We start from the raw sequence: 25,195 nt of genomic DNA, 5'->3' as shown, positions 1-25,195 counted from the left end.
ACAATGGGCCAGAGTGCCGGAAGCATCTTTCTGCTGGATGACGACGAGCTTGTTCTGCGGGCGCTGAAGCGGCTGCTGGCCGCTTCAGGCTATGGCGTGCAAGCGTTTCAGAGTGCTGAAGCGATGCTGGCCTCGACCAACCTCGATGCGGCGGACTGCTTCATCCTTGATCTTGGCCTGCCCGGCATCGACGGGCTCGCCGCTCAACAGGCTCTGACCTCGGGCGGAGGCAGCCAGTCCATCATCTTTCTCACCGGGCGAGGCGATATCCCCGCAAGCGTGAAGGCGATGAAGGCTGGCGCCGTGGACTTCCTGACGAAGCCGGTCGATGCGCGGGCGCTGCTTGCTGCTGTGGAGGTCGCGCTGTCGCGCACGCGGTCCGAGCAGGAACAGGAGCGCAGGCGCGCGTCGGTTCGCCGGCGCCTTGAAAGCCTGACGCCTCGGGAAGCCCAGGTTCTGGATCTCGTCGTCGCCGGCAGGCTCAACAAGCAGATCGCCGCCGATCTCGGCACGGTGGAAAAGACGGTCAAGGTCCACCGGGGCCGGATGATGACGAAGATGGGCGTGCGGACTGTCGCCGACCTTGTCCGGCTCGTAGCATCTGCCGACGCAGCACTCGGGGCATTGGACCCAGGTCCAACTACGACGACGCATGGGGATGCTGTAAGAATGCTGGATGAGTGAGGATAAGTCCGCCATTGCGATCGTGGACGACGACGACCTGGTTCGTCGCGCCCTTTGCCGTCTGGTGGTTTCGTTGTCCTACCGGGCTATCGCCTTTGCGTCGGGAGAGGCCTTCCTGAAGGCGCTCGACAGCGACACGCCGTTCTGCGCGCTGGTCGATCTGCATATGCCGGAGATGAACGGCCTGGAGGTGCTGGTCGAGTTGCGCGCGCGGCGGGCGCCGCTCGCGGCGGTGATCATAACCGGTTCGCAGGACGAGAGTGCGCGCGAACGCTGTCTGAACGCAGGCGCTGCCGCATTCCTGAAGAAGCCCTTGTCGCGGGATGCGCTTTCGGCCGTCATCGGCGGCTTGGCGTAAGCGCCCTTGCCGATCCGCCAGCCTTCGAAACCGATGCCGTCCTCGTTTCCCCGGCAGCCGTCATTTCAGGGCTGCCTCATTAACAGCCGGGAAAGTCTTTCTCCTCTAGCATGGCTTCGGGGACACTCTTTACTTAAAGGCGATCAATGTCATTTTTCGGCGTTTCCGGAATGTACTATTCCGGCGAATCTCTTGCTGAGCACCGCATCGTGCTGGCCGAGGACTCCAACCTGTTCTCGTCGATGGTCTCGAAGCGGCTGAAAGAGCTGTTCGACATCGACGTCATCGTCTGCCGCGACTATGACGATCTGCAGTTTGCCGTCGAAAATGCGACATTCCCGGCCTCGCTTGCCATTTCCAACATCAACCTGCCCGGTGCCGAGAATGGCGAGGCGCTCAACTACCTCATCGAGATGAGCGTGCCGACGGTGATCTTCACCGGCTCCTTCCAGGAGTCGACGCGCGAAAAGATCCTGGCGATGGAAATCGTCGACTATGTCATCAAGGACAGCGTCTTTGCCGTCGACATGCTGGCGGAATCGGTTTGCCGGTTTCTCACCAACCACAAGCACCATGTGCTGATCGTCGACGACAGCCCGACGGCGCGCGCGCTCCTGACGACGCAGCTGAAGCGCTACAACTTCCGCACCAGCTCGGCGGAGAACGGCGCGGTGGCGCTCGAGATCCTGAAGAACAATCCCGACATCGGCCTTGTCATCACCGATTACAACATGCCCGATATCGATGGCTTCGAACTGACGCGGCGCATTCGCAGCGCCTACGGTCCGCACCAGCTGCGCATCATCGGCGTGTCGTCCTCGACCAACCGGCTTCTGTCGGCGCGCTTCCTCAAGGCCGGCGGCAACGACTTCGTCGTACGCCCCTTCGTCAACGAGGAGTTCTATTGCCGCGTCAACCAGAACCTCGATACCCTGACCAAGATCAAGACCTTGAGCGAAAAGGTAAAAGTCCCGGCGTAAGCCGCAGGCCGGATGCCGCGGGACGGCCCGTCCATTTTCGTTTCTCCTTTCACCATCGCCTTCCATTGAAGGCGTTGGTGCTCTTCCGTCGGCAAAAAAAAGCCGGCGCCTTGCAGGTTTTCTGCGCTCGCGACCCCTAAAATTGCCCTGGTCGCGAGAAAAGACTCCTTACGGTTGCTGCATTAACGAAATTGCAATCCCTACGGTCTTCAATCGGCCGCAATAAAAAAGTGGGGAACCCGGTAACATCAGGTCATGCCAAGACGAAACGTCTGGCGCGATCCGTGCCGGGTATAATCGTATATTGGGAGCCAGCGTCGCCTTTTTGGGCAAGCACGCCTGCGGCTCGAAATCGGGATTTGCAGGGACGTGAGATTGCGCCGCTCGCCAGGTCGGATGAATTCTGTGCAGAAGCACAGCGACAAGCGCATGCTGCTGATCGAAGATTCCCGCATGTTTGCCACCGCGCTGAAGTATGGCCTCGAGACGGTGCACGGCATCCGCGTCACGCACTGCGCCTCGCTGGAGGCGCTGCGCCAGGAAATGGCTGCAGCTCCAGGCTGCTTCTCGCTCGCCGTGCTCGACCTCAACCTTCCCGATGCGCCCAATTGCGAGGCGCTCGATTTCATCCTCGAAAACAATGTGCCGGCGGTGGTCTTCACAGCGGCGTTCAACGACAGCACGCGCGAGCAGATCCTCGGTCGCGGCGTGCTCGATTGCGTCATCAAGAACCAGCCGGAATCGATCAATCTCCTGATCGGCGCGGTCGAACGTGCCCTGACCACCGGCAAGACGACGGTGCTTCTTGCCGATTCCGACACGCCGTCGCGCGCCGAGCTTGCCGGTATTCTGCGCCGGCAGCGGATTTCCGTTTGCGAGGTGGCTTCGGCCGTTGACGCGCTGCAGGTGCTCGACTCGGGTGAGGTGATCGATGTGGTCGTCACCGACCTCGATCTTTCCGATATGAGCGGGGCGGCGCTGCTTGCCGAAGTGCGCCGGCGCCAGGGCGACGAGGCGCTGCCGGTGATTGCGCTTTCCGACAGCGGCGACCGGCGTATCGGCGCAAGGTTCCTTGAGGCTGGCGGTACGGACTTCATCCAGAAACCGTTCCTGGAGGCCGAATTCAATGGCCGGATCGCCTACGCCGCCGGTATCCAGAAGCGGCTGCAGACGCTGCAGCGCCAGGCGGCGAGCGATTACCTCACCGATATCTACAATCGCCGCCACTTCTTCCTGACGGGCCCGAGGCTCGTCGAGCAGTGCCTGCGCCGCGGTGAGACGACGGCGATCGCCATTCTCGACATCGACCATTTCAAGCGGCTGAACGACACCTACGGTCACGAAATCGGCGACGTCGTCCTCAAGCACGTTGCCAAGCGGCTGACGGCGCTGGTCGGCGAGGAGCACCTGCTCGCCCGCCTCGGCGGCGAGGAGTTCGGCATCCTCTTCAACGGCTTCGACGTCCAGCGGGCTTTTGCCTTCTGTGAGAAGCTGCGCATCGAGCTTGCGCGCTCGCGGATCCTGGCGGACGACGAGGAACTGTCGATCACCGTGTCGATCGGCCTTGCGACCATCGAGACGCCGGAATCCTTCGACAACTACCTGCATGCGGCTGACCAGTTTCTCTATATGGCCAAGCACGCGGGCCGAAACCGCGTGATCTCCGAACTGGCCCTGCTCGACGCGCTGGCGTCGTAGTCGGCAGCAATCTGCCGGTTTCTGTCGGCTGCCGACCAGCTCTGTTCGCGCACCAAATTGAGCGGCATTGTCGGCTCTGGCTGCCTTGAAACGTCTTCCAAGTGACTGGAAATGATCCAGACCTGCAAGGAGGAACCACCTATCACCAAGGAGCACATAGGATGCCCGGTTCACCGCGGTTTCCGTAGGAAGTCACCGTGGCGCAGGTTCGCCTCGGCGGAGAAATCGGTTGGGGCAAGGCGAGATAGCAATGCAGGCTCTGGTTCCGGCCTGAGCCAAGTCAGGACCTTGCGTAACGAATTTGTCGACGGTTGATCGCCCGTCAACTCAATCGTGACCGATTTTATGGAGTATCCTTTGCCAAGCACTTTTGTAATGTCGTTGGATTCGATGAGGTGAACGGAATCCTTGTTTCTCAGGTCTTCGAACGTAACCAGGCGCGGCCACTGATAAGATGGTACCCGGACTGGTTTCCCCGGCGCTAATTCTGTTGCGACAAACCGGAACAATTGGTCGTCCAAGACGCGCCCCTCCTTATTTGCCAAGCTCGCAGGAAGCAAAGTTCCTATATATTCCTGATTGAGAGGCAATGTAATTAGCGCGAATAGATGTTTGTCATCAGGTAATTCGATGTGTAGCGCCTCCGCTTCGAACGTATGATTCCAGTCTGTGCTGAGATTAAATCCCTTTCTCCATGTGATGTGGCTAACGGACGAGCCAGTGAATTCGCCGTTTGGTGTGTTCAGTTGGACTGTTAATTTCTGGTTCCAAGAGAATGTTGGGTAGAGATGACGGTATGTGATGTAAAGCATCGATACTGCTGTAGCGATGACTACCGTAGCCATTGTTATCCACAGGGTAGTGCGCGATGGCGAGCGGTGGAGGGGTTGACCAGTCATTTCCGCGCCTGCGGGTAGATCGTCTCGCCACGCTTCAGCATCTCGACGAAGGTCTCGATCTTCTTCCTGCGGCCTACCTCCGTCTTCATGTTGTGGGTGCGGAAGGCAAGCGCGAAGCGGTTCTGCGCGCTGAGCTTTGTCAGCATTTCCTTCGCCTCAGGCTCGGCGTCGATCGCCGCCTGCAGGTCGTCGGGTATCTTCATTGCCTTGCCGCTGCCATAGGCGCGGTCCCATCGGCCATCGGCCTTCGCCGCCTCGACCTCTTTCAGACCGTGCGGGGTCATGCGTCCCTCGGCGATCAGTCGAGCGACATTGTCGACGTTGATCTGGCTCCAGATGCTTTTCTTACCGCGCGGGGTGTAGCGCTGCAGGAAGCTTCTGTCATCAAAACCCTTGCGCACGCCGTCGATCCAGCCCCAGCACAGGATCACGTCGATCGCTTCCTTCGGCGTGATCGAGGCGAGGCCGGAGCCGACCTTGTGGATCTTGATCCAGACCTCTGTTTCGCTGGCATGGTTGGCGCCGAGCCACGCGTAGAAGCGTTCCTTGTCCTCGAATTCGTGGACCTTGTTCGGATCGATGATCACGGGTGCCATAAGGCGGTTTGCTCCTGATCGTTGCGTTCCAGGCAACAAGCGAGACGCTGCGTCGCCCATGATTCCCAAGGCTGCAACATTCAAGGCAAAACCGAGCGCACGCAAGCTGCCCGACGCAGACGCGGATAAGGCTGATCTTCAGCCGTGATCGCGGCGCGGAGCGGCAAAGTTGCCTTCCATCGGAGCGATGTAGCAGCTCGAAATCTTCACGGCTTTGAATCGAGCTGCTGCAACTTCACTGCCGCGGTGCCGAACTGACCGAGCTGGTAGACGGCCGCGCCTGCGGGAGAGAAGGTGAACGGCTCGAATGGGCCGGCCAGCATCTGGTCGAGGTAGCTCCGCGGGGCCACGCCGGTGGTGACGTGCGGATTGAATTGTTCACCGGACGAGCTCGGTACGAAGGATGAGACATATCCGATCAATGCGGGGTCGATGACAGGATCATCGGGCGTCGTGAAGAATGCTGCGGAGTCGCCGGTCTCGACGGTGTAGGGGGCGACAGCCGCGATCACGTCCGCCTGCAGCTTGACCAGTTCCGGCGTCTGCTTCGCGACGATGCCGGCGACGCCCATTTCGCCGTTCGGGATGTAGTAATATTTTACGGCATCAAGCTTCATGGCGGCGATGTCTGCGCCTGCCATGACGCGGCTGGTTGCGGCATAGACCTTGTCCAGGTCGGCCGTGCGGACGAAGCGCTGGACGATCGTGATATGCGGACGATGGGCCGCATCCAGGGCGAAGCCTTTCGGGAAAACCTTGAGCAGGCTTGCGTTGTTCTCTTCCGCGTGGCGAAGCATCGTCGCGTCCGGCTCCAGAAGCACGTCGATCGCGGTTACGTCACTGACCTGGAACCCTTGTGCAAGGGCTGCTGCCTCCGCCTTGCAGTCGCCGGCCGGCGGTATGGTCTTTGTCCGCACGGAGGCGAACTCGGCGATGGCGGATTCCAGGTCCGTGCGGAACGTCGGATCGGCATGCAGGCGCGCGACCGTCGCCGCACCCATGACCCGGCCCCACGCCACATCACTATACCAATGGTGGTTGACGACGATGCGGCTTTCTCCGAAGGCGCGGCCGCGGGCCAACAGTTCGTTTGCGCGGTCCGGCGAGATCTCGGCCAGGATGAGAGCAAGACCCCAGCCAACGGCAGTGTGGCCGGAAGGGTAGGAGGGGTCCTTTTCGAGAGCTGCCTGGTCCTTGGGGATGCCTATCGGCTGGTGATTTTCCTGGAACGGGCGCTTGCGCTTGAAATAGTTCTTGGCGGCATAGGTCGACAGGCCGAGGTCGCTGACGGACCTGCGCAGCAGGGTGGTGAGGTAAGGGGCATTCTCCTCGCTGATCTGTGTGTTCAACGCACAGGAAAAGCCGTTGATCAAATGCCCGAACTTCAGGTCGTAGTCAGCCTCCGCCAATGCGAAGCGCGGCGTGCCGCGAAGCGCGAATGTGGCTTTTGCGACTTCCTCGTCTTCGGCAAGAGCTGCCGAGCCCGCAGCCGGGGGGCGGGGAAGCAGGGTGAGGCTGTTGGGCAGGGCCTCGGGTCCCAGATAGCCGCTGAGCCAGCCGAGACCAAGCTCAGGGCGGAATTCGGCTACGGAGCCGAGTTCCGTTCCGCCGTAGGAGGTGATGTCCTTGGACATCGCGTTTGCAGCCAGCAGGCCAAGTGCCAGCGAGCATGCCAATGCGATCTTGAAAAGATGCCGGATGGGGTGTTGCGTCGTCACGGTACGGCCCTGCCTGTTGTTGGAGAGTTACGCCAGACTTGCATGGGAGAACGACCAGAGTGGAACGCCTAGCGTGGTGACGCCGTGCTGTCATTGATCTGGCTCAAGGCCGTGAGCTGAAGTTTGTGTCGTGCCGGATCGGCTACGTCTTTGTGCAGCGCGTGGTGAACGTTGCCGATTTGCCTTCAATGCCCTTGCGTCGACTGATGCCGATCGGCATGGGCTTAAGTGTCGATTGGCCCGCTTGCGCCCCGGAGCGGCGTCCGGATTGTCGCCTCCCTCGGCCTGGTCGGGTCGACCGTTCGCAACCGTAGAGGCAAAAAAGGGCGGAAAATCCGCCCTTCATCTCCTCTTGTCGGCTGTTCCTACCGCGCCATCTGCAGCGTCAGCTTGCGGTCGGCGCGCTCCTGCTGGGGCGAGCGGTTATAGAGTTCGCGATAACACTTGGAGAAGTGGGACGCGGAGACGAAGCCGCAGGCGACGGCGACTTCGACGACCGGCATCGACGACTGGATGAGGAGGTGGCGGGCGCGGTCGAGGCGGATCTCCAGATAGTAGCGGGCAGGGGAGCGGCCCATTTCCTGGCGAAACAGCCGTTCGATCTGCCGGCGCGAGAGGTCGGCGCCTTCGGCGATCTCCAAAAGCGACAGCGGCTCGGCAAGGTTGCCTTCCATCAACTCGATGATCGACAGTACCTTGGCGTTCTGGACGCCGAGACGGGCGCGCAGCGGCAGCCGCTGGCGGTCGTGGGGTCCGCGCACGCGGTCGGTCAGCGCCTGTTCGCAGACGCGGTTGACGAGGTTCTCGCCGAAATCCTGGTCGATCAGGTTCAGCATCATGTCGAGCGAGGCGGTGCCGCCCGCGCAGGTGTAGATGTTGCTGTCGATCTCGTAGAGGTCGGCATAGACGTCGACCTGCGGAAAATTCTCGGAGAAGCCCGGCAGGTTTTCCCAGTGGATGGCGCAGCGCTTGCCCGTCAAAAGGCCGGCAGACGCCAGCACATGGGCGCCCGTACAGAGGCTGCCGACGGCGACGCCGCGGTTGTAGACTTCGCGCAGCCAGGCATTGACGGACTTGTTGTTGAAATCCTCGACATAGATGCCGGAACAGACCAGCACCATCGACGGGCGGTTCTCGCCGCCCAGGAACTTGCGTTCGTCGGCGAGAGACGAGTTGACCTCTAGGGCGATGCCGCTCGAGGAAAGAACCTTCTCGCCGTCGGTCGAGGTGAGGCGCCACGTATAGGCCTCGTAACCGAGCATGCGATTGGCGATGCGGAGCGTTTCGATGGCAGCCGAAAACGGCAGCATGGAAAAGTTCGGAACCAGGAAGAAGACGATGGAACGCTTTTTGGTCAAGGGCTTGTTCATGAGGCTTCCCATGCTTGGCGATGCCGTATATTCGTCGCTTGGAAGATACCATCCGGCTTGTCTGTTTGCGACATTGACATGGAAAGCAGCGACCGCAAAGACATTTCGCATTGCGACATGGGGCGGGAACGCCGCCATCGAGCCGGCATTGCGGCTTTTGTAAGGAATGCGACAGATTTACCGGCGCGGCTGACGTAATCTGACAAGAAACGCCAGGGATGCGTAATTTTCGAAAAGAACGCGCCTGAGTTGTGTTTGTCGATTGCGACGCGCTGATCTTGAAATGCCCGGGCGTCGGTATCGGACAAGTCATTGCCCAAGGACGCATCGGTCCGTCCGGGCGCCCTTCTGGGTCGGCAAGCGCTACAAAAGAAGAAGGGCACCGCCTTCTCGACGATGCCCTTCAGCGGTTCGATCCCGGGGTCTTGGGTCCCCGAAAACACGTCACGCGGTCATTCATTGCTCGGACTTGTGCACCGCATCGTCGACCGAGGGAAAGCCGATGTCCTTCATCGTGTCGTAGGACAGGTTTTCGAGCGCGCGCTCGTTGGCATAACGCTTCCAGGCAGCCCAGGCGCGTGCACGAAGATTGAAGAGACCCGGGATGGGAGACAGGGAGGATGCCCGGTCCGAGGTCTGGGATAGATGGATAGTAGACATTTCATGGCTCCTTCTGAGTGCCTCAGAGGTCGCGACCACGATCGATATATGTCGCAACCCTAATCATCATTCAAACGAATATGTTTGATGTTTTTCATCAAACCTGGTGATCTGTCAGCGTCTCGCCGAGGACGAGGTCGTTGCGGACCCGCCTTGGTAGTTTCGCCAGTTCCCGGTGGGCTTCCACCCGATTTCGGGCGATGCGCTTTGCCAGTCGTTTTCGCGCAATGCTGTCGATCAGCGATTGCACGCGGGAGAGAAACGACAGCACGAGATCGCCGTCGGGATTGGCCTTCAAGACGGGCAGGGTGCGTACCATTCGCACGGCATGCTCGGGAGTGCGGTTCATCTTGGGTTTCACCTTGCTCACGCGCCGGATGTCCTGCGATGCAGCGAAGGCGATTGTGGTCGCGGACATGACTGGTTTCCTTCCTTTGGCGTCCTTGCAACTTGACTATCGGTCTTTGCTGATGTTCAATCAAACGAAATGATGTGAACCTTTCTTTCAGTTTTATTGATTGAGGATGCCGCCATGAACATGATGATGCGCCACGCGCTTCCGCTCCTAGAAATGGATGTGCTGAAGACTTTCGTCGCCATCGCCGAAACGGGCAACTTCACCACCGCGGCCGAAACGGTCTACCGCACGCCGTCCGCGGTCTCGATGCAGATCAAGAAGCTCGAGGAGCTGCTTGGCTGCACGCTGTTCCTGCGCGACGCGCGCTCGGTGTCGTTGACGCCGAAGGGCGAGATGCTCCTGGGCTTCGCCCGCCGCCTGCTGGCGCTCAACAATGAAACCGTCTCGCGCTTCCTGTTGCCGGATATGAATGGCGTCGTGCGCGTCGGTGCGCCAGAGGATGTCGGTGAGCGCATCCTGCCGGAGGTGCTCAAGCGCTTTGCCGAATCCTACCCGAACGTAACCGTCGACGTCTCGATCGGTATGAGCAACGCCATGCGCAAGCGCGTCGATGAACATCGCCTCGACATCGCCATCTTCAACAGCCTGACCGATGTCGCGCCCAAGAATGCCGAGATCCTGATGCAGGAGAAGCTGGTCTGGGCCGGCGTCAAATGCGGCAATGCGCATCTGCGCGATCCGCTGCCGGTGTCGATGTGGGAAGACGGCTGTGTGTGGCGCGCTGATGCCGTGGAAAAGCTGTCGCGTGCCGGTCGCAAGTTTCGCATCGCGTTCCTGAGCGCCTACACGACCGGCCAGCGTGCCGCCGTGCTCGCCGGCCTCGCGATCGCGCCGCTGCCGCGCTATCTCGTCCACGGCGAGATGGTGCAGCTTGGCGAGCGAGACGGTCTGCCGGACCTCGGCCACTACGATATCGGTCTGCAGGTGATCGACAGCGCCTCGGCCCCGGTGCTCGCCGTGGCCGATCACGTTCGCGACGCTTTCGCCGAACTGAGGATGCAGGCGGGCGAGGTGCGGCTTGCGTCAGCCGTTGCTTGAGCCAGAGGCGGGCTTCCGTCACGCGGTCATGCGTTGATCGACGCGCAAGGGGTGATGTCTCATGGCCCGCGATGACCAGCCGCGACCCATTCTCGATCCGATCGATCGCCTGTCGGAGATCATCTTCGGGCTGTTGATGGTGCTTTCCTTCACCGGCACGATGAGTGCGGCTGTGGGTGGCGGCGAGAGGGTCAATGCGGTGCTGATCGCCGCCTTCGGCTGCAATATCGCCTGGGGCATCGTCGATGGCGTCATGCATGTGCTGACGACCGCGGTCGAGCGGGTCCGGCGTCGCGGCCTCGTCGATGCTTTGCAGCGCGAACCTCTCGACCGCGCCCGCCAGATTTTTCTCGACAACCTCCCTGATGATATCAGGCTGGTGTCGGCTCAAAGCGAAATCGAGGCGCTGCTGCAGCGCGTACGCGCCTTGCCATCCAACGACCACCATTCCGTGGTCACGGGCGGTGATCTCAAGGCAGCGCTCGCCATTTTCGCGCTTGTCGCCATCTCGACGCTGCCGCCCAGCATCCCTTTCCTGCTCATCGAACGGATCGATGTCGCAATGCGCGTTTCGAACGCCATTGCGCTGGTCATGCTTTTTGCCATCGGCGCCCGGCTCGGCCAGTACATGGGGCGAAGCCCCTGGCCGATGGCGTTTGCGATGGCGGCAATCGGCGGGGTGCTGGTGGCGTTGACGATCGCGCTGGGTGGCTAGCGGGCCTCTGATCACGGCGGCCGGGGCATTTTTTTGGGCGACGGATCGGACGGTAGAAGCTCGCGTCGGCCCCTCATCCGGCTGCCGCGACCTTCTCCCCGCGAGCGGGCAGAAGGGGATGCCGCACGCGCTCGCTTACCCAGTCCAGCTGTAAGTCCAGCGAGGTGCCTGTGCCGCCGACACCAATCCCTGACTGCGAGAAAGTTGCACGACCGAGTTCCCTCTCTCCACAGGCGCGGAGAGGGTGAGGGGCAAAGGCGCGCGCATGGTTCTCGGATATCGTTACGCCGTGGAAACGAAGCGGTGCCTACTCCCGGCTGCGTCTGCGCCGTCTGCCGCCGCCTTCGCCGTCATCTGCTGCCACCTTGGGCTCAGGCAAAGTCACGACCTGAGAGAGTTTCGGGAAGGCGTCGACCTTGTTCGGCATCGCCATGGCGTTGATGAAATGCTCCTGAAATTTTGATTCAAGAGCCGTCTCTATCTTCTCGATTTTGTTGACGGTTTGCTCGATTTCGCGGCGGTGGCCGCGGTTGAGCAGCGCCATCAACGCGCCGGTGCCGGCGGCGTTGCCAACGGCCTTCACCTCGTCGAGATCGCAGTCCGGGATCAGCCCCAGCACCATGGCGTATTTGGGGTCGATGAAGGAGCCGAAGGCGCCCGCAAAGCGGATGGTGTCGACATGGTCGATCTCAAGCTTTTCCATGAGCAGCTTGATCCCTGCATAAAGCGCTGCCTTGGCGAGCTGGATGGCGCGGATATCGTTCTGCGTCACGGTAATGCGCTGCTCGCCCTCGTGCAGCAGGTAGGAGAAGGTGCGGCCGTTTGGGATGATGCGCGGGCTTTTTGCCGCCATGGCGCCATCGACGACGCCGTCCTGCGAGATGATGCCGGAAAGGTACATCTCGGCGACGATCTCGATGATCGCCGAGCCGCAGATGCCGGTGACGCCGACGGAGGCGGCTGCCTCGGCAAAACCCTCCTCATCAGACCACTTGTCGACACCGATGACGCGGAAGCGGGGTTCGAGCGTCTCGGGATCGATGCGCACGCGCTCGATGGCGCCCGGTGCAGCACGCTGGCCGGAGGAGATTTCAGCACCCTCGAAGGCGGGGCCCGTTGGCGAGGAGGCGGCAACGACGCGATCCTTGTTGCCGAGCACGATCTCGGCATTGGTGCCGACATCGACGAGCAGCATCATCTTGTCTTGACGGTAGGGCCCTTCAGACAAGGTAGCGCCGGCGGCATCGGCGCCGACATGGCCGGCGATGCAGGGCAGCATGTAGAGCCGCGCGCCGCGGTTGACGTCGATATCGATCTCGTGCGCCCAGTATTGCAGCGCGCCGGAGACGGCGAGCGCAAACGGCGCCTGACCGAGTTCGGTCGGGTCGATGCCGAGGAACAGGTGGTGCATGATCGGGTTGCCGACGAACACCATGTCGAGAATGTCGTGACGGTCGACCTCGCCCTCGGCGCAGACCTTGCCGATCAGGCTGTTGACCGCCTCGCGCACCGCCTTGGTCATGGCCTCGCGGCCATCGGGGTTCATCATCACGTAGGAAACGCGGCTCATCAGATCCTCGCCGAAGCGGATCTGCGGGTTCGAGGTGCCCGAGGAGCCGACGATGCGGCCCGACAGCAGCGACACGAGATGCATGGCGATCGTCGTCGAGCCGATGTCACAGGCAATGCCGTAAGCCTCGTTCTTCAGCCCCGGCCACAGGCCAACGATGAAGGGGCGTGAGGAGTCCATGTCGCGGTGGATGGCGGCGGTGACCGCCCAGTTGCCCTTGCGCAGGATGCCCTGGATCTGCGGGATCAGGTGTGGCGCGATCAGGAGATCTTTCCAACCCCAATCTTTTTCGAGCATCACCTTCAGCCGGTCGAGATCGCCGAGCGGCTTGTGCATGTCGGGCTCGTCGACCTCGACATAGCAGAGTTGGACGGCGGCGTTGCGCTCGATCACCCGGTCGGTCGCCGCCTTGCGCACGACTTGGGCGTTGATGACGGTGTCCTGCGGCACGTCGATGACGAGATCGCCGAGGATGTGGGCGGAACAGGAGAGACGGCGTCCGTCCGGCAGTTCGCGCACCGAGGCATAGCGCTGCTCCTTCGGGCCGACAGGCGAAATATGGTCGTTGGAGGAGACGATCTTGTGCTTGGCGAAATTGCCTTCCTGCACCTCGATCTGACAGCGGCCACAGGTGGCGCGGCCACCACAGACGCTTTCGACATAGACCCCGAGCGAGCGGGCGGCATCGAGCACCGGCGTGCCGACCGGGAAGCGGCCGCGCTTGCCCGACGGCATGAACAGAACGAGGGGATCCTTATGCGCGGCTTCGGTCATGTTGGTCTCGATTTCGGAAGTGCCTTCGATGCGCATTCTGCTCTGTCTTTCCTAAAGCCCGCTTCTGCCGGATCGACCGAAGCATGGATAAACGTCTTCAGACTGCACCGGAATGCAGCCTGATAGTTGTCAGATCCCGACATGGAAAGATCTGCGAGCATCATTTCGTCAGGGGTGTGGTCGCGGAAACGTGTCCGTTCACGACGACTTGCGCGACAGCCGCCGGGCATTGCCGCGCACGCGCGTGCCGTAGGGCTTGAGCGCGGCCGAGGCGATCGCCGTTCCACCGAGGCCAAACGATGCGTTTCCGCCTGTCATCAGCCGCACCGTGTTGTCGAAGGCGGCGCGCCAGAGCGCCATGTTCACCGCGATCGCACTTTCCGCTGTGGCCGCGATCTTCTCCGACACCATGCGGTTGATCTCGGTCGAATCCTGGCTCTTGCCGGTCAAGGCCGCCATCTGCATTTCGTGCAGCCGAAGCGCGATCACGAAAGGGGCTTCGAACCAGAGCGTGAAGGCGTCCAGGTGAAGTCGGCGCGTTGTCATCGTTGATCCCTACTCCTGTGCCGCGACAGCGGCGGTCGGATTGCTGACTATGATGCCGTCGTCGGTTTCCCAGCCGCGATTGCCGAGGCAAACGCGGCTGCCAGTCTGATCGACTTTCCCCTGAAGAGGACATTGGCGATCTGTTCCCGGGAGCCGAAGTTGATCCTCTTTGTGATTGCCGCGATGCGTATGACAGCGAAGGATCGGTAGCACCTAGGTCGCAGAGTAGAATCTTTCGGAGGCGTGTGCATCCTCAAACAACGCATATCCGGCGACGAGCGCCAAGGGAACAATCGGAGCGAAAAGGCGCAACTGGCTTTTCATCGCCCGATTGTCTCTTTGGCGCACGGTTCGACGCCGAGTGAAAGTTATTCGCTCGCCGCCGCGCCGCCGGTGCGTGCAGCGCGCCCGCCGCGGCGGCCGCCGGAGGTGGCTGGGGCTGGCGCCGCGGCAACGGCGTGGCCGCCTTCTGCAGGCTTGTGGTCGCGGTAGGTCCTGATCCAGTTGGTGCAATTGGCGTCGGTGCCGTTCAGCACGTTTGCGGCGCGAACGGCTTCCATTTCTTGCGGACGGCAAGGGTTCATGATGGCGGATGTCATGCCGGCGCCGATGACCATAGGGATGAAGCCGGCATTGATGCCGTGGCGATGCGGCAGGCCGAAGGAGATGTTGGAAAGGCCGCAGGTGGTGTTGACCTTCAGCTCTTCACGCAGACGGCGCAGAAGCGCAAATACCTGCCGGCCAGCGTCGCCCAGCGCACCGATCGGCATGACCAGCGGGTCGACGACGATGTCGTGCGGCTTGATGCCGTGATCCATGGCGCGCTCGACGATCTTCTTGGCAACGGCGAAGCGCACGTCCGGGTCCATCGAAATGCCGGTCTCGTCGTTGGAGATGGCCACCACCGGCACGTCGTATTTCTTGACGAGCGGCAGGATCGCCTCGAGCTTTTCCTCTTCGCCGGTGACGGAATTGACCAGTGGCCGGCCCTTGGCGACCTTCAACGCGGCCTCGATAGCCGCCGACACCGAGCTGTCGATCGACAGCGGCACGTCGACGAGGCCCTGGACGATCTCCAGCGTCTTGACCAAGAGCGGCGGTTCGGTCTCGTTCGGGTTGACGGCGGTGACGCCGGCATTGACGTCGAGCATCGTCGCGCCGGCGGCCACCTGCTCAAGCGCGTCCTTGATGACGGTGTCGAAATTGCCCTCGATCATTTCGGCGGCCAGCTTCTTGCGGCCGGTCGGGTTGATGCGCTCGCCGATGACGCAGAAGGGCTGGTCGAAGCCGATGATGATTTCGCGGGTGGCGGAAGCGACGATGGTACGGGTCATGTAAGATCCTTTGATCCTGTGGCGTCGGGTTTCGTTATCTCACCCGTTGAGCGATGAAAGCGGCCGGACGGACCGGCCCCGGTGTGTCTGCAATGTCGTCAGTGGGGGTGGTGGGCTGCAGCGCCCGCCATCTCCTGCTGGTTTTCTTCCTTGCCTTCGCGAATGTGCTCCATGCGCGAGGCGACAAGCGCGTCGGTCGGCAGCGTCTCGCGCTTCCAGGGCTGGCGCCCCTTCAGCACGCCCGATTCATGCACGATCTCCGCGACATATTCTTCCTGGCGATAGGCCATGACGTGGACGCCGGAGACGCCTTCGATCTCCTTGACCTCGTTGATGATGTCGATGCAGAGCTGCTTGCCTTCCTTCTTCTGGTCCTGCGCGCCTTCGAGCCGCGTGATGATGCTGTCGGGAATATGGATGCCCGGGACGTTGGAGCGGATCCAGCGGGCGGTCTTGGCCGATGCCATCGGCCCGACGCCGACGAGGATGAAGCATTTTTCGTTGAGGCCGAGGTCACGCACCTTCTTCATGTATTCGCGAAACATCGGCACGTCGAAGCAGTACTGGCTCTGGACGAACTGCGCGCCGGCCTCGATCTTCTTGGCAAGACGATAGGGGCGAAAGTCGTAGGGCGGCGCAAAGGGATTGATGGCGGCGCCGAGAAACACCTGCGGCGGCGTCGTCAGCTTGCGGCCTGACAGGAATTTTGAATTGTCGCGCATGATGCGCACGGTTTCTAGCAGCGACATGCAGTCGAGATCGAACACGGGCTTGGCGCCCGGCTGGTCGCCGGCCTGCACGCCATCGCCGGTCAGACACATGACGTTCTGCACGCCCATGGCCGATGCCCCGAGCACGTCGCCCTGGATGGCGATGCGGTTCTTGTCGCGGCAGGCAATCTGCATGATCGGGGCGTAGCCCATGCGCGTCAGCAGCGCGCAAATGCCGACCGACGACATGTGGCAGTTGGCGCCCGAAGCATCGACGGCGTTGATGCCATCGACCCAGCCGTCGAAGATCGCCGCACGCTCGTAGACATCCTGCGGGTTGGCGCTGTCGGGCGGGTTGAGCTCGGCGGTCACCGCAAACTCGCCGCGGCGCAGCACGCGCTCCAGCCGTCCGCGCGAAGAATGGCCGGGCAGGGGATCGAGAGGCGCGCCGGGATCGTGTGGATTGTAATCGGGGCTCATGCCTGGTTCTCTTTCGCCTGTGCTTCGCGGCGGGCGGCCGCTTCGGCCGTCACCCGCAGCCAGGAGGAGGTTTCGCGCAGCGACTGGTTCACCGGCTTTTGCACGTTCAAGATCGCATCGCCCTTCGTCATGTTCTGCGAGCCTTTCCACGCCTGCACCCAGACGCAGGGCATATCCGGCTCGACCTCGCAGTTGCCGTTGGCGCGCACGCCGCCGCAGGGGCCGTTTCGCAGCTGCTTCGGACAGTTCATCGGGCAGGACATACCGGTCGACGACAGCGCACACTGGCCGCACATGCGACAGTCGAACAGAAAGCCCTTGACGTGGCGTTCGACGAAGGTGACGGGTCGCTCCACCCTGCTGTAGCCGATCGCTTTCCACAATGGATGCAAGAGCAGGAACATGTCGGCGAAACGGTTGTAGAACCATTCGAGGAAGCGCGAATTTCGCACGGCCCAGAGGCGGACCGTGTATTTGTGGCGCGAGCGACGGCTCGGGGAAACGCCTGATGGCGTAAAGGCGCCGGTCGCAGCCTTGGCGGCGGCCGCTGCATTGCCCTTGACGATCTTCGCCTCCGCTGCGCCTGCTGCCTTCGGCTCAGCCATTGTCGCGGCCCCCGGATTTGACGAGCGCGACCAGGCGTTCGCGATCAAAGGCCGCCTCCAGTTCGGCTGCGGCGCGGTCGGCTTCCGCCTCCAGATCGTCGGAAACGGGCTCGGGGTCGGCCTTGCGCCATTCGGCGAGATAGTCGTCGGTTTCGGCAGCACCGGTGCGCATGGCGCACATGTCGATCGCTTCGGTGAAGCGCAGCGAAAGCTCGCGCTTGGCGGTCGTGCGGCCCTTCTTGATGATCACTTGGGCCGGGATGTCGCGCCAGTAGACGATTATGCGATCTGCCATCGGGTGTCGTTCTCCTCTTCCTGCGACAATGCTTGTGTCCTGCCGTCGTGGCTCACCTCGCCACGACGTTGGATATGTCCAAAAACGACGCCGGCGCAGAACGTCGAAGGCCCCAGGCACTCTACGCGTTGCATCGACGCGGGCAAGCCCATGGCTCGGGATATCCATCAGCCGATGAGTATCAGATATTTCAGGGTGTTAGCGTTTTTTGACCGCCAATCTCGGCGTGCTCTTCGCGACCAGTGCGCGTCTGGTTTTTCTACCAGATGCCGCGTCGGATTCCGGTCCAGAGCCAAGTCCAGATGGGCGGGTGGTACCACTGTTGCGACGGGCCTGCGACATCGAGCGGTCGCAATCGGCCCTTGAGGGCGTCGTCGAGGGCGGCAATGACGATGTCGGTGGAGGCGGCCGTCTGCAGAAGCGGATAGGTGTGCATCGTATCACGCCGATCAGGCGTCTGGCGCGCCTGGTAGAGGATGACACCGGTATCGACGCCTTCGTCGACCAGATGCACGGTCGCTCCGAAATTGGCGACGTCGTTGCTGACTCGTGCCCAATAACCGCCCATCAGGCCGCGATAGCGCGGATTGATGCCGGCATGGAAGTTGACCACAGGGCAGGGGATCTGCGCCAGGGTCACCGGCTTCAGCATGCGGCAGCTGATGAGAAAGACGACTTCTGGCGCGAGCTGCCGGAGATGGCTGACGGCCTCGCCGTCGTTGATGGAAAGAACCTGACGTAGCGGCACACGCTGGTCGGGTGTTGCCGATACGCCGTAGTGCCGCAGGATTTCCTGGGCCCGTTTCCGTGTAAATCGCTTGCCGAAACGCGAGGCAACCATGGTGGCGAGTTGCCCGAGGGCCATCGGCCAGCCGAGCTTTCGCGCCCGGCGGCGCAGGAAAAGCCCCTTGGATTCCGGCCGTTCCTCAAGAACGACGATATCGTCGAAACGCGCGGCGAGCGCATTGATCATGATCCACGGATTTTCACCGCCCGCGGTCACCACGACGACGCGGCCCGATTGCTTGCCGGTCGTCATGGTTTCGTTGTCTGCGTCCGCCATCCCGCCCCCTGATGCGTTGGTCGCAACAGATATGGCGGTTGCTCCGTTACTGGCGGCTTAAGGGCGGCTGATGGGAGACGATAGAGGATTTGGCCACCCGGGCCGACGACTTGCTTTGTTGTTGATGCTACCGGAAGTCCGCGGCCGTCAGGACGTAGATCGTCCGGCGCCCGTGGGTGTAGGCGGCTTTTGCGACGTCGTAGATCTTGTTGCGCGCAGCGTCGAATGCCTGCAGGCAGGCTGCCTCGGTCGTCCGGGTCGGCGTGCCACGGGCGAGCGCTTCCGCCTCGACATAGAAGGGCACTTCGAACATGCCATCATGGCCTAGAAAACGAACGGCGTTTCTTGTGTCGTCGAAACTTCGGCTTTGGTTGGGGAAGCTCAGTGTCATGGGATGGTCCTTTCCAGGCGATGGGCTAACGCGGCAATCGGTCGGCCGGGCGGATAAGTTCGGATAGGTGTATGGTTTCGTGACGTGTCATCACAGGATCCGGCCAAAGAGGATCGTGGTAATGACGACAGCGATGGCGACCGCAAGGGCGATCCAGGCAAACAGACCGCGATAATCGAAGAGATAGATCTGAGCCGGAATGTGGTACTTCATGATCGCCTCCTGTGGCTGATCTGTTCGGATGCCCTGCACGTTGGTCCTTACAGGATATGGGTTCTCCTGAACGTGCGCTCGGCGAGCGCTGGCCCATCCTTGCCGTTGCTGACAACCATTTCGAGATTGCCTTCATCCGTCACCCGCTCGTGGATTTCGCGGCTGCTCTGTATGCGATACTGGAGCGCATTGTCGCGGACCGGCAGGGTCGCGGTAATGCGGTAAGTTTCGCCGGTTATCGATTCCCGCGTCAACGCCCCCTTGGAGCGCACGAGCTGGCCAACGTGAAAACGGTGGATCGGCGGCGTGTCGGCCGGGCCGCGGATGATGCGTTTCGTGAAAGACAGTGCACTCATAATGGTCTCGATCCTCCTCAAGCGTCTGTAGGAACAACCGGCAGAAACAGCCGTTGCGCGCTTTCGCGCTGGCTGCCGACGGATGAATGATGCTCGTTGCAATGGGGCGGACGAACAGACGGATCGAAAGAGATCTGCCTCTTGACGAAGCGCTGGCCGCAAGCACTGAAACCGAGCTTGCCTGTCTGTCGAGAATTTAGGGGATTGGGGCGGTTCGACGTTCTGATACCGCGAAAGCCACATTCGGCCAAATCAACTTGGCTCTACCATAGCGCGTCGATTGAGTTTCAATTGAGGCGGTTGTGCATGCTGGCGGACGTGCGCTCTGTTATTCATCCGGTTTGATCGATTTCGCCTTTAACCGAACGGCTGACAAGACATTGCAAAAGGCGCTTCTGCGGTGCTGGCTCCCGAGCGTTCGCCAGATTAGGTGAACATGTTCATGCCATTCGTGGTAGTATGTTTCCGATGGATCTCCCTCCCAAAGCCAATCCGTCTACGTCCATGCTGGGGACGGCTCTCGCACCGAGAGCCTCTGGCCGGAAGGACACGAAAATGAACCAGGACGCGCCTCTCCAACCCGAAACCTCGCTCAGCCTTGCGCTCGCAGTCGTTGCATCCTCAAGCGCGCCGATCGTGCTTCTCGATGGCGATCTGCGTCTGATCGCGGCCAGTACGTCCTTCTATCGCGCATTTCGGATCGACGCGCACAAGGCGACGGCAAGAAAGTTCACCCGGATCGGCGATGGAGAATGGAACGTCGCGCAACTGTCGGCGTTGCTTAGCGCAACTGCGTCGGGATTGGCCGAGGTGCACGGTTACGAGATGGATTTAAGACGCCCCGGTCAGGATACACGGCGGCTGGTTCTTGACGCCCAAATGCTTGACTACGCGGATACGACACAAGTCCGCCTGCTTTTGACCGTGACCGACGTTACGGATGCGCTGGTCGCTGCGAAAGTGAAGGACGACCTGCTGCGAGAAAAGGCCATCCTTCTGCGGGAGGTCCAGCATCGCGTCGCCAACAGCTTGCAGATCATTGCGAGCATACTTCTGCAGAGCGCTCGCAAGGTTCAATCCGAAGAGACCCGCAATCATTTGAAGTCGGCGCACAGCCGGGTCATGTCGATAGCTGCGGTCCAGCAGCAGCTCGCGGCATCCAGTGGCGGTGAGGTCGAACTCCGCAGCTATTTCGAGCAGCTTTGCAGAAGCCTCGGAGCTTCGATGATCTACGACCCCGAACAGCTCTCGATCGACGTCAATGTGGACAAGACCCTTACCGAGGCAAACATTTCGATAAGCCTCGGGCTCATCGTCACCGAGCTGGTAATCAATGCGCTGAAACACGCGTTCCCGAAGCACCGCAAGGGGAAAATCACCGTCGACTACCACGCGACTGGAAAAGACTGGACGCTCCAGGTCGGTGATGACGGCATAGGTATGCCGACAGGGGAAATAGACGTGAAGCCCGGCCTGGGCACGGGGATCGTGGAAGCGCTCAGCAACCAGCTGGCTGCCCAGATCACAGTGGCAGATGCAATGCCCGGGACAAACGTTTCAATCACCCACCAGCACCACATTGCCGAAGTCGACAGGACAGCAGTGTAGCGTCCGGCAAAGCGGCATGGCCCGCACTGGCAACATCGCTGCCATGCATGAGATTCTGCGCCACGGCATTCGGGACGTCTTTTGCGAGGATTGGTGCCACGCCCGAGAACCGGCGCCGCCTCACCGCGCCGGCGTGCGGTCTTGCCTCTCGCTTTCGCTCGGGCACAATGAAGAGCCGATCGCAGCATCCGTTGCCTTGTCATTGGCCTACCTCGCGGTGCGTCTCGTCAGACGCGCAAAGGTTGCTGTTGCGCTCTGAATTGTGCATGCTTCTATCGGTGAATCGGATAGGATTTAATGCAACATGCAGTGAGCTCGAGCATAAGTTGCGGCAAATCTGGGGTGGCCGCGCTTGCAGTGCCGAGTTCACCGCGCCTGTTCGGTGTCTGACAAAGCGAGGGGTGATCCATTGACTGAATCAAAGCCTGATATCCTGGATCAGGTCCTCGCCGATTTGATCAGTGATCAAATAGAGAAACGCCAGGCAAGCGAGCTTCGAGCTGTGCTCTCAACAGGCAACGAGATCACCATGCATGGGACGTTCACTATCGGCCGTGACTTCATCATTTACAGGACGGGCAAAGATGACAACGCCCGGTGGGCGATGACGCCGTTCTCCCACATCGTGCAATTGATCATCTGATCCGGTCGTACCAACTCCGCTGCGCCGGAGCCCCTGGCAAGCTAGAAATGTGATACACTCGTTTGCGTTGCCATGCGGCGACCGGATACTTGAAACCTCTCCCAAACCGCACGGACCGCGAGGCCTATGGAAGGCACTCGCGCGTCTCCTTGCCAGAAATCTTCGACCTGACAATGGCGGCGAATGCTGCGACTTGCATTCACAGCGCTCCGAATATGGAGGAAGGCGCCATGTCAAATCGTCTCATTTTCTCGCTGCTCATAGTCACGATGAGCATCCTTTTGGTCTGGGCATTCAGACCCGCGACCGTCATCTTTACAGGGTCCGCTCCCGCAACGCAGTCTGATAGCCTGACCCAATGAGATCATCAGACGTCGCCGGCCTGCGGCGTGTCTGACTTTGCCGGTCGCTGCAGAGTTGCGGCCCGCTTCTAGACAATCAAATTGGTGCGTCATGGAACAGCCACCGAAGCCACGCGTTTCTGTGCGTAAGACTTCGGGCACTACCTGCATTCCGCTGGCATCCCCGATGGGAAAAAATCATGAAAACGCTTTTACTCGCATTGGGCGTAGCCGCCGCTACGTCATGGTCGGCCTATGCCGCTGAACCGGCCAAGATGGTCGACACGAAGGTGGGCAAGGTCATGACCACTGGAAACGGCATGACCCTCTATACGTTCGACAAGGACACCAAAGGCAAGTCGAACTGCGACGCCGATTGCCTGAAGATGTGGCCGGCGTTCCATGCCGCCGCAAAATCGAAGGCGGAAGGCGAATGGTCGCTGGTCAAGGACACGGCCGGCAAGGAAATGTGGGCCTACGACGGCAAGCCGCTTTACACCTATGCCGAAGACAAGAAGGCCGGAGACGTCAAGGGTGACGGCGTCAACGGTGTGTGGCGCCGCGCCAAGTAAGCCACGCAATCGATGGGAGGCGGCGTTCTCGCCGCCTTCTATTCAGTCTGGAACGAAGACACTTCTGGCGCGTTATATAACGTTGGAGTACAGCAAAAAATAGCATCGTCCATCATCGTGATTGACGATCACCAGGGTACTCCCAGGAGACCCAAATGGATATCACCACACTGCTCATCATAGTTCTGATCGTTCTCGTTCTCAGCGGTGGCTGGTACGGTCGCGGCCGCTGGTATTGAACGTTCGTCCATGGATGGACACTTGCATGCCCTTCCTGGACTGATCGGGTTATTCCGAGGAGGTCCTCGAAGGGGCAATTGCCCAACATAGCGCGATATGGGTTTGCGGGTTCACGCAGCTGCGATTACTCAACTCTCCCAGATTTGAAGAACGTTTCAGCGATATCGGTTGGCGATAGTCGTCGCTTGATCGAACCATCAAACGCAGGTCCGGATCGCCGCCTGACGCTTCCATCGCCATGTCTGCGGTGAAGCGCAGTGGCGGGAAATGCAGTGCGACTGTGCGTCTATGCTCAGAGTGTTCGCATAGCTGCCGGCGTTGATGGGTTCTCGCGTTCAATCCGGCCTGGCCAGGCCCGCTTGCCGCTCAGCGTTCGCGCAGAACAGCGCGTGGGTATGGCTATGGAGACGTGCCGAAGAATGTGCCCCGAAACGAAGGCGGATCGGGCAATGTCAGATTCTCGCAGATGGATAGGACCTGTTCTCGGCAGCAGCGCGCTTGCGCTGCTGGTCGTAGCTTGCGCGCTGGTTCTTTGGCCGTTCCTATCGGCGATAATGTGGGCTGCGGTGATCTGTTTCTCGACGTGGCCGCTCTATCGCCACTGCGAGCGCGCGGTCGGAGGCTACCGCGCTTTTGCCGCAGCGATCATGACGATCCTGGTTGTCATCGTTGTGGCCGCTCCACTTGTTCTGCTTGTGACTGCGCTCGCCGACGACATAAGAAGTCTGGCCGAAGGGCTCGCGCATGTGCTGGGCGAGGGGCCTCCCGCGCCACCCAACTGGGTGAGGAGCCTGCCGGCCATCGGCGAGAGCGTTGCGGTTTACTGGGAGAACCTGGCACATGATGCCCCCGCGTTTATCGCAGAACTCAAGAAACTCACAGGCCCTCTTACCGATATCGCGCTTGCGGGCGGAGCCGCTCTCGGTTCGGTCGTCCTTGGACTTGCGCTCAGCATCTTCATCACCTTTTTCTTGTTCCTGCACGGTCGGCGCATGACCGGTTTCATGCGCCAGATCAGTGAGCGCGTTGCCGGTCCTCGTGGCAAGAGATTGCTGGCGGTCATCGGTCTGACCGTAAAGGGCGTCGTCTATGGGATGATCGGAACCGCACTTGCGCAGGGGGTGCTGGCCGGGATCGGTTTCTGGATCGCCGGCGTGCCTCAACCGATATTGTTGGGTTGCCTGACCTTCGCCCTGTCTTTCGTGCCGGGAGGCCCGCCCTTCGTGTGGGCGCCTGTTGCGCTCTGGTTGCTCTTTCAGGGTTCCATGGGATGGGCGATCTTCATCGCCCTCTGGGGCCTTTTGCTCGTCAGCGCCATTGACAATTTCATTCGACCCTACCTGCTCAACCAAAACAGCAACCTGCCGGTTTTGCTGGGCTTGTTCGGGCTTGTTGGCGGTGTGCTGGCCTTCGGGTTGATCGGGCTCTTTCTCGGGCCGACCCTTTTGGCAGTCGCATACAACCTGTTTCTCGAGTGGGCGGCAGCTGAACTCGATGAGCGGGCGCAATCGGCTTCGCATTCCCCCTTACCCGAAGACAGCGGAACCGGCCCAAGGGGCTAGGTTGCCATCTCCTACCAATCTGCGCAGATGTCGTTGCGTCAGTTTGACGGAGAAATCTGTGTGCTGACGCCACGCGTGACAGCGCCGCATTTCACGGTCTTTTGTGCACGTGACCAAGGGCACGTCGATCTCGTGGGCGCGTAACAGCCTTTGCCCGGCTCGATAGGATCAAGCCGGGCAGATTTTCGCGTTGGTGCGTCTCGTTTTTCCCTGAAAAGTCTCTAGGCCGCTTTTTCTGCATTCTGGTTGACGACCTTGGTGGCGATCGCGGTCAGGGCAATGTCTGTCGCCTGCTCTTCATCGAGTGTCATTTGAAGAAGCTTGGCGGCATCTTTCATGCCGAGTTCCTGCGCCCAGGTGCGCAATGTGCCATAGCGTGACATTTCGTAATGTTCGACCGCCTGTGCGGCGGCAAGCAGTCCGGCGTCGAGCGCGGGCGAGCCTTCATACTCGTCCATGATCGAGGCACCTTCCTTGGTGATGCCCATGATGGCGTCACATGTCTTCTTTTCAGGCTTCTTGCCGATGATTTTGAAGACCTCTTCCAGCCTCTCGACATGAACCTTGGTCTCTGTGAGATGCTTGATGAACGCATCCTTGAGCGGTTTGCTCCTGGCGGCATCGCGCATCTTCGGCAGTGTGTCGATGATCTTGCTCTCGGCGAAGTAGACGTCCTTCAACGTATCGTGAAAAAGCACGTCCAGTGTCTTGATGTCCTTGGCCATGATGGCTCCTTTGGCTAGAGGGTTCTCTGTCAT

27 protein-coding genes are annotated in these 25,195 nt (G+C 60.9%); 10 read left to right on the top strand and 17 right to left on the bottom strand.

Annotated features, from left to right (window positions below; genetic code table 11):
• Window positions 1-3: 3 nt before the first annotated feature.
• The 4 genes from HT585_RS08645 (at window position 4) to HT585_RS08630 (ending at window position 3,720) form a co-directional block, all read left to right on the top strand.
• Window positions 4-684 (top strand): response regulator transcription factor, encoded by a 681-nt coding sequence (locus HT585_RS08645; RefSeq protein ID WP_176352526.1) that lies wholly within the window; start codon window positions 4-6, stop codon window positions 682-684.
• A complete protein-coding gene (locus HT585_RS08640; RefSeq protein ID WP_176352525.1) occupies window positions 677-1,042 on the top strand; it encodes a response regulator transcription factor in 366 nt (121 codons plus the stop codon). Before HT585_RS08645 ends, HT585_RS08640 begins: the two co-directional genes overlap by 8 nt.
• Window positions 1,043-1,188: 146 nt before the next feature.
• On the top strand, window positions 1,189-2,022 hold the full coding sequence (locus tag HT585_RS08635; protein ID WP_173420325.1) for a response regulator: 834 nt from the start codon (window positions 1,189-1,191) through the stop codon (window positions 2,020-2,022).
• Between the two features lie 396 nt (window positions 2,023-2,418).
• Window positions 2,419-3,720: a GGDEF domain-containing protein gene (locus HT585_RS08630; RefSeq protein WP_246707604.1), complete on the top strand. Its 1,302-nt coding sequence runs from the start codon at window positions 2,419-2,421 to the stop codon at window positions 3,718-3,720.
• Window positions 3,721-3,890: 170 nt separating this feature from the next.
• Here HT585_RS08630 and HT585_RS08625 read toward each other — a convergent pair whose 3' ends face one another.
• The 6 genes from HT585_RS08625 to HT585_RS08600 form a co-directional block, all read right to left on the bottom strand.
• Window positions 3,891-4,565: a hypothetical protein gene (locus HT585_RS08625; RefSeq protein ID WP_176352524.1), complete on the bottom strand. Its 675-nt coding sequence runs from the start codon at window positions 4,563-4,565 to the stop codon at window positions 3,891-3,893.
• Between the two features lie 50 nt (window positions 4,566-4,615).
• A complete protein-coding gene (locus tag HT585_RS08620; protein ID WP_176352523.1) occupies window positions 4,616-5,215 on the bottom strand; it encodes a YdeI/OmpD-associated family protein in 600 nt (199 codons plus the stop codon).
• Window positions 5,216-5,421: 206 nt separating this feature from the next.
• Window positions 5,422-6,933 carry an acid phosphatase gene (locus HT585_RS08615; protein ID WP_210270358.1) on the bottom strand — a complete coding sequence of 504 codons (1,512 nt, stop codon included), beginning with the start codon at window positions 6,931-6,933 and terminating at the stop codon, window positions 5,422-5,424.
• Window positions 6,934-7,298: 365 nt separating this feature from the next.
• Window positions 7,299-8,303: a GlxA family transcriptional regulator gene (locus HT585_RS08610; RefSeq protein WP_173420322.1), complete on the bottom strand. Its 1,005-nt coding sequence runs from the start codon at window positions 8,301-8,303 to the stop codon at window positions 7,299-7,301.
• Window positions 8,304-8,759: 456 nt separating this feature from the next.
• Entirely contained in the window at window positions 8,760-8,963 is a 204-nt protein-coding gene (locus HT585_RS08605; RefSeq protein ID WP_210270357.1) for a hypothetical protein, read from the bottom strand.
• A gap of 97 nt (window positions 8,964-9,060) precedes the next feature.
• The gene (locus HT585_RS08600) at window positions 9,061-9,381 is read right to left on the bottom strand and encodes a hypothetical protein (protein WP_176352522.1); all 321 of its coding nucleotides are present in this window, start codon (window positions 9,379-9,381) and stop codon (window positions 9,061-9,063) included.
• 114 nt (window positions 9,382-9,495) lie between these two features.
• On the opposite strand from HT585_RS08600, the gene HT585_RS08595 reads away from it, so the two are divergent.
• Together HT585_RS08595 and HT585_RS08590 are read left to right on the top strand one after the other, a co-directional pair.
• A complete protein-coding gene (locus HT585_RS08595; RefSeq protein ID WP_176352521.1) occupies window positions 9,496-10,419 on the top strand; it encodes a LysR substrate-binding domain-containing protein in 924 nt (307 codons plus the stop codon).
• A 61-nt stretch (window positions 10,420-10,480) separates the two neighbouring features.
• The gene (locus tag HT585_RS08590; RefSeq protein ID WP_176352520.1) at window positions 10,481-11,134 is read left to right on the top strand and encodes a VIT1/CCC1 transporter family protein; all 654 of its coding nucleotides are present in this window, start codon (window positions 10,481-10,483) and stop codon (window positions 11,132-11,134) included.
• Between the two features lie 307 nt (window positions 11,135-11,441).
• Here HT585_RS08590 and HT585_RS08585 read toward each other — a convergent pair whose 3' ends face one another.
• The 10 genes from HT585_RS08585 to HT585_RS08545 form a co-directional block, all read right to left on the bottom strand.
• Window positions 11,442-13,514 carry an ASKHA domain-containing protein gene (locus tag HT585_RS08585; protein ID WP_176352519.1) on the bottom strand — a complete coding sequence of 691 codons (2,073 nt, stop codon included), beginning with the start codon at window positions 13,512-13,514 and terminating at the stop codon, window positions 11,442-11,444.
• Between the two features lie 162 nt (window positions 13,515-13,676).
• A complete protein-coding gene (locus HT585_RS08580; protein WP_176352518.1) occupies window positions 13,677-14,024 on the bottom strand; it encodes a hypothetical protein in 348 nt (115 codons plus the stop codon).
• A 368-nt stretch (window positions 14,025-14,392) separates the two neighbouring features.
• Window positions 14,393-15,358, bottom strand: a complete 966-nt coding sequence (locus HT585_RS08575) for a methyltetrahydrofolate cobalamin methyltransferase (protein ID WP_176352517.1) — start codon at window positions 15,356-15,358, stop codon at window positions 14,393-14,395.
• Between the two features lie 98 nt (window positions 15,359-15,456).
• Window positions 15,457-16,548, bottom strand: a complete 1,092-nt coding sequence (locus tag HT585_RS08570) for a methylenetetrahydrofolate reductase (protein ID WP_176352516.1) — start codon at window positions 16,546-16,548, stop codon at window positions 15,457-15,459.
• Window positions 16,545-17,153, bottom strand: coding sequence for a methylenetetrahydrofolate reductase C-terminal domain-containing protein (locus tag HT585_RS08565; protein ID WP_176352515.1), 609 nt, complete (start codon window positions 17,151-17,153; stop codon window positions 16,545-16,547). The genes HT585_RS08570 and HT585_RS08565 overlap by 4 nt, the downstream gene beginning before the upstream one ends.
• A complete protein-coding gene (locus HT585_RS08560) occupies window positions 17,146-17,448 on the bottom strand; it encodes a virulence factor (RefSeq protein ID WP_176352514.1) in 303 nt (100 codons plus the stop codon). Before HT585_RS08560 ends, HT585_RS08565 begins: the two co-directional genes overlap by 8 nt.
• A gap of 259 nt (window positions 17,449-17,707) precedes the next feature.
• Entirely contained in the window at window positions 17,708-18,511 is an 804-nt protein-coding gene (locus HT585_RS08555) for a formyl transferase (RefSeq protein ID WP_176352513.1), read from the bottom strand.
• A 127-nt stretch (window positions 18,512-18,638) separates the two neighbouring features.
• Entirely contained in the window at window positions 18,639-18,902 is a 264-nt protein-coding gene (locus tag HT585_RS08550; protein WP_176352512.1) for a DUF1488 family protein, read from the bottom strand.
• A 90-nt stretch (window positions 18,903-18,992) separates the two neighbouring features.
• Window positions 18,993-19,115 (bottom strand): hypothetical protein, encoded by a 123-nt coding sequence (locus HT585_RS32065; RefSeq protein WP_281410670.1) that lies wholly within the window; start codon window positions 19,113-19,115, stop codon window positions 18,993-18,995.
• A gap of 47 nt (window positions 19,116-19,162) precedes the next feature.
• A complete protein-coding gene (locus HT585_RS08545) occupies window positions 19,163-19,471 on the bottom strand; it encodes a hypothetical protein (RefSeq protein ID WP_176352511.1) in 309 nt (102 codons plus the stop codon).
• A gap of 555 nt (window positions 19,472-20,026) precedes the next feature.
• On the opposite strand from HT585_RS08545, the gene HT585_RS08540 reads away from it, so the two are divergent.
• The 4 genes from HT585_RS08540 to HT585_RS08525 all read left to right on the top strand — a co-directional run bounded on the left by HT585_RS08540 (window position 20,027) and on the right by HT585_RS08525 (window position 24,437).
• Entirely contained in the window at window positions 20,027-21,079 is a 1,053-nt protein-coding gene (locus HT585_RS08540) for a sensor histidine kinase (RefSeq protein ID WP_176352510.1), read from the top strand.
• A 409-nt stretch (window positions 21,080-21,488) separates the two neighbouring features.
• Complete coding sequence (locus HT585_RS08535) at window positions 21,489-21,722, top strand: hypothetical protein (RefSeq protein ID WP_176352509.1); 234 nt, start codon at window positions 21,489-21,491, stop codon at window positions 21,720-21,722.
• 541 nt (window positions 21,723-22,263) lie between these two features.
• The gene (locus tag HT585_RS08530; RefSeq protein WP_176352508.1) at window positions 22,264-22,635 is read left to right on the top strand and encodes a COG4315 family predicted lipoprotein; all 372 of its coding nucleotides are present in this window, start codon (window positions 22,264-22,266) and stop codon (window positions 22,633-22,635) included.
• A gap of 689 nt (window positions 22,636-23,324) precedes the next feature.
• Window positions 23,325-24,437, top strand: coding sequence for an AI-2E family transporter (locus HT585_RS08525; RefSeq protein WP_176353236.1), 1,113 nt, complete (start codon window positions 23,325-23,327; stop codon window positions 24,435-24,437).
• Between the two features lie 221 nt (window positions 24,438-24,658).
• On the opposite strand, the gene HT585_RS08520 is transcribed toward HT585_RS08525, so the two are convergent.
• The gene (locus HT585_RS08520; protein WP_176352507.1) at window positions 24,659-25,162 is read right to left on the bottom strand and encodes a YciE/YciF ferroxidase family protein; all 504 of its coding nucleotides are present in this window, start codon (window positions 25,160-25,162) and stop codon (window positions 24,659-24,661) included.
• Window positions 25,163-25,195: the final 33 nt, after the last annotated feature.

The organism is Ensifer oleiphilus, from assembly GCF_013371465.1.
In the GTDB taxonomy this organism is placed as follows: Bacteria; Pseudomonadota; Alphaproteobacteria; order Rhizobiales; family Rhizobiaceae; genus Ensifer; species Ensifer oleiphilus.
The sequence above is the reverse complement of the archived record's forward strand: the minus strand, read 5'-3'. Positions and strand labels throughout refer to the sequence as shown.

Bases quoted from the DNA above. Each gene is read 5' to 3' on its own strand.
- HT585_RS08645 (WP_176352526.1), top strand. From the start codon at position 4: ATGGGCCAGAGTGCCGGAAGCATCTTTCTGCTGGATGACGACGAGCTT.
- HT585_RS08640 (WP_176352525.1), top strand. From the start codon at position 677: ATGAGTGAGGATAAGTCCGCCATTGCGATCGTGGACGACGACGACCTG.
- HT585_RS08635 (WP_173420325.1), top strand. From the start codon at position 1,189: ATGTCATTTTTCGGCGTTTCCGGAATGTACTATTCCGGCGAATCTCTT.
- HT585_RS08630 (WP_246707604.1), top strand. From the start codon at position 2,419: ATGAATTCTGTGCAGAAGCACAGCGACAAGCGCATGCTGCTGATCGAA.
- HT585_RS08625 (WP_176352524.1), bottom strand. From the start codon at position 4,565: ATGGCTACGGTAGTCATCGCTACAGCAGTATCGATGCTTTACATCACA.
- HT585_RS08620 (WP_176352523.1), bottom strand. From the start codon at position 5,215: ATGGCACCCGTGATCATCGATCCGAACAAGGTCCACGAATTCGAGGAC.
- HT585_RS08610 (WP_173420322.1), bottom strand. From the start codon at position 8,303: ATGAACAAGCCCTTGACCAAAAAGCGTTCCATCGTCTTCTTCCTGGTT.
- HT585_RS08605 (WP_210270357.1), bottom strand. From the start codon at position 8,963: ATGTCTACTATCCATCTATCCCAGACCTCGGACCGGGCATCCTCCCTG.
- HT585_RS08600 (WP_176352522.1), bottom strand. From the start codon at position 9,381: ATGTCCGCGACCACAATCGCCTTCGCTGCATCGCAGGACATCCGGCGC.
- HT585_RS08595 (WP_176352521.1), top strand. From the start codon at position 9,496: ATGAACATGATGATGCGCCACGCGCTTCCGCTCCTAGAAATGGATGTG.
- HT585_RS08590 (WP_176352520.1), top strand. From the start codon at position 10,481: ATGGCCCGCGATGACCAGCCGCGACCCATTCTCGATCCGATCGATCGC.
- HT585_RS08585 (WP_176352519.1), bottom strand. From the start codon at position 13,514: ATGCGCATCGAAGGCACTTCCGAAATCGAGACCAACATGACCGAAGCC.
- HT585_RS08580 (WP_176352518.1), bottom strand. From the start codon at position 14,024: ATGACAACGCGCCGACTTCACCTGGACGCCTTCACGCTCTGGTTCGAA.
- HT585_RS08575 (WP_176352517.1), bottom strand. From the start codon at position 15,358: ATGACCCGTACCATCGTCGCTTCCGCCACCCGCGAAATCATCATCGGC.
- HT585_RS08570 (WP_176352516.1), bottom strand. From the start codon at position 16,548: ATGAGCCCCGATTACAATCCACACGATCCCGGCGCGCCTCTCGATCCC.
- HT585_RS08565 (WP_176352515.1), bottom strand. From the start codon at position 17,153: ATGGCTGAGCCGAAGGCAGCAGGCGCAGCGGAGGCGAAGATCGTCAAG.
- HT585_RS08560 (WP_176352514.1), bottom strand. From the start codon at position 17,448: ATGGCAGATCGCATAATCGTCTACTGGCGCGACATCCCGGCCCAAGTG.
- HT585_RS08555 (WP_176352513.1), bottom strand. From the start codon at position 18,511: ATGGCGGACGCAGACAACGAAACCATGACGACCGGCAAGCAATCGGGC.
- HT585_RS08550 (WP_176352512.1), bottom strand. From the start codon at position 18,902: ATGACACTGAGCTTCCCCAACCAAAGCCGAAGTTTCGACGACACAAGA.
- HT585_RS32065 (WP_281410670.1), bottom strand. From the start codon at position 19,115: ATGAAGTACCACATTCCGGCTCAGATCTATCTCTTCGATTATCGCGGT.
- HT585_RS08545 (WP_176352511.1), bottom strand. From the start codon at position 19,471: ATGAGTGCACTGTCTTTCACGAAACGCATCATCCGCGGCCCGGCCGAC.
- HT585_RS08540 (WP_176352510.1), top strand. From the start codon at position 20,027: ATGAACCAGGACGCGCCTCTCCAACCCGAAACCTCGCTCAGCCTTGCG.
- HT585_RS08530 (WP_176352508.1), top strand. From the start codon at position 22,264: ATGAAAACGCTTTTACTCGCATTGGGCGTAGCCGCCGCTACGTCATGG.
- HT585_RS08525 (WP_176353236.1), top strand. From the start codon at position 23,325: ATGTCAGATTCTCGCAGATGGATAGGACCTGTTCTCGGCAGCAGCGCG.
- HT585_RS08520 (WP_176352507.1), bottom strand. From the start codon at position 25,162: ATGGCCAAGGACATCAAGACACTGGACGTGCTTTTTCACGATACGTTG.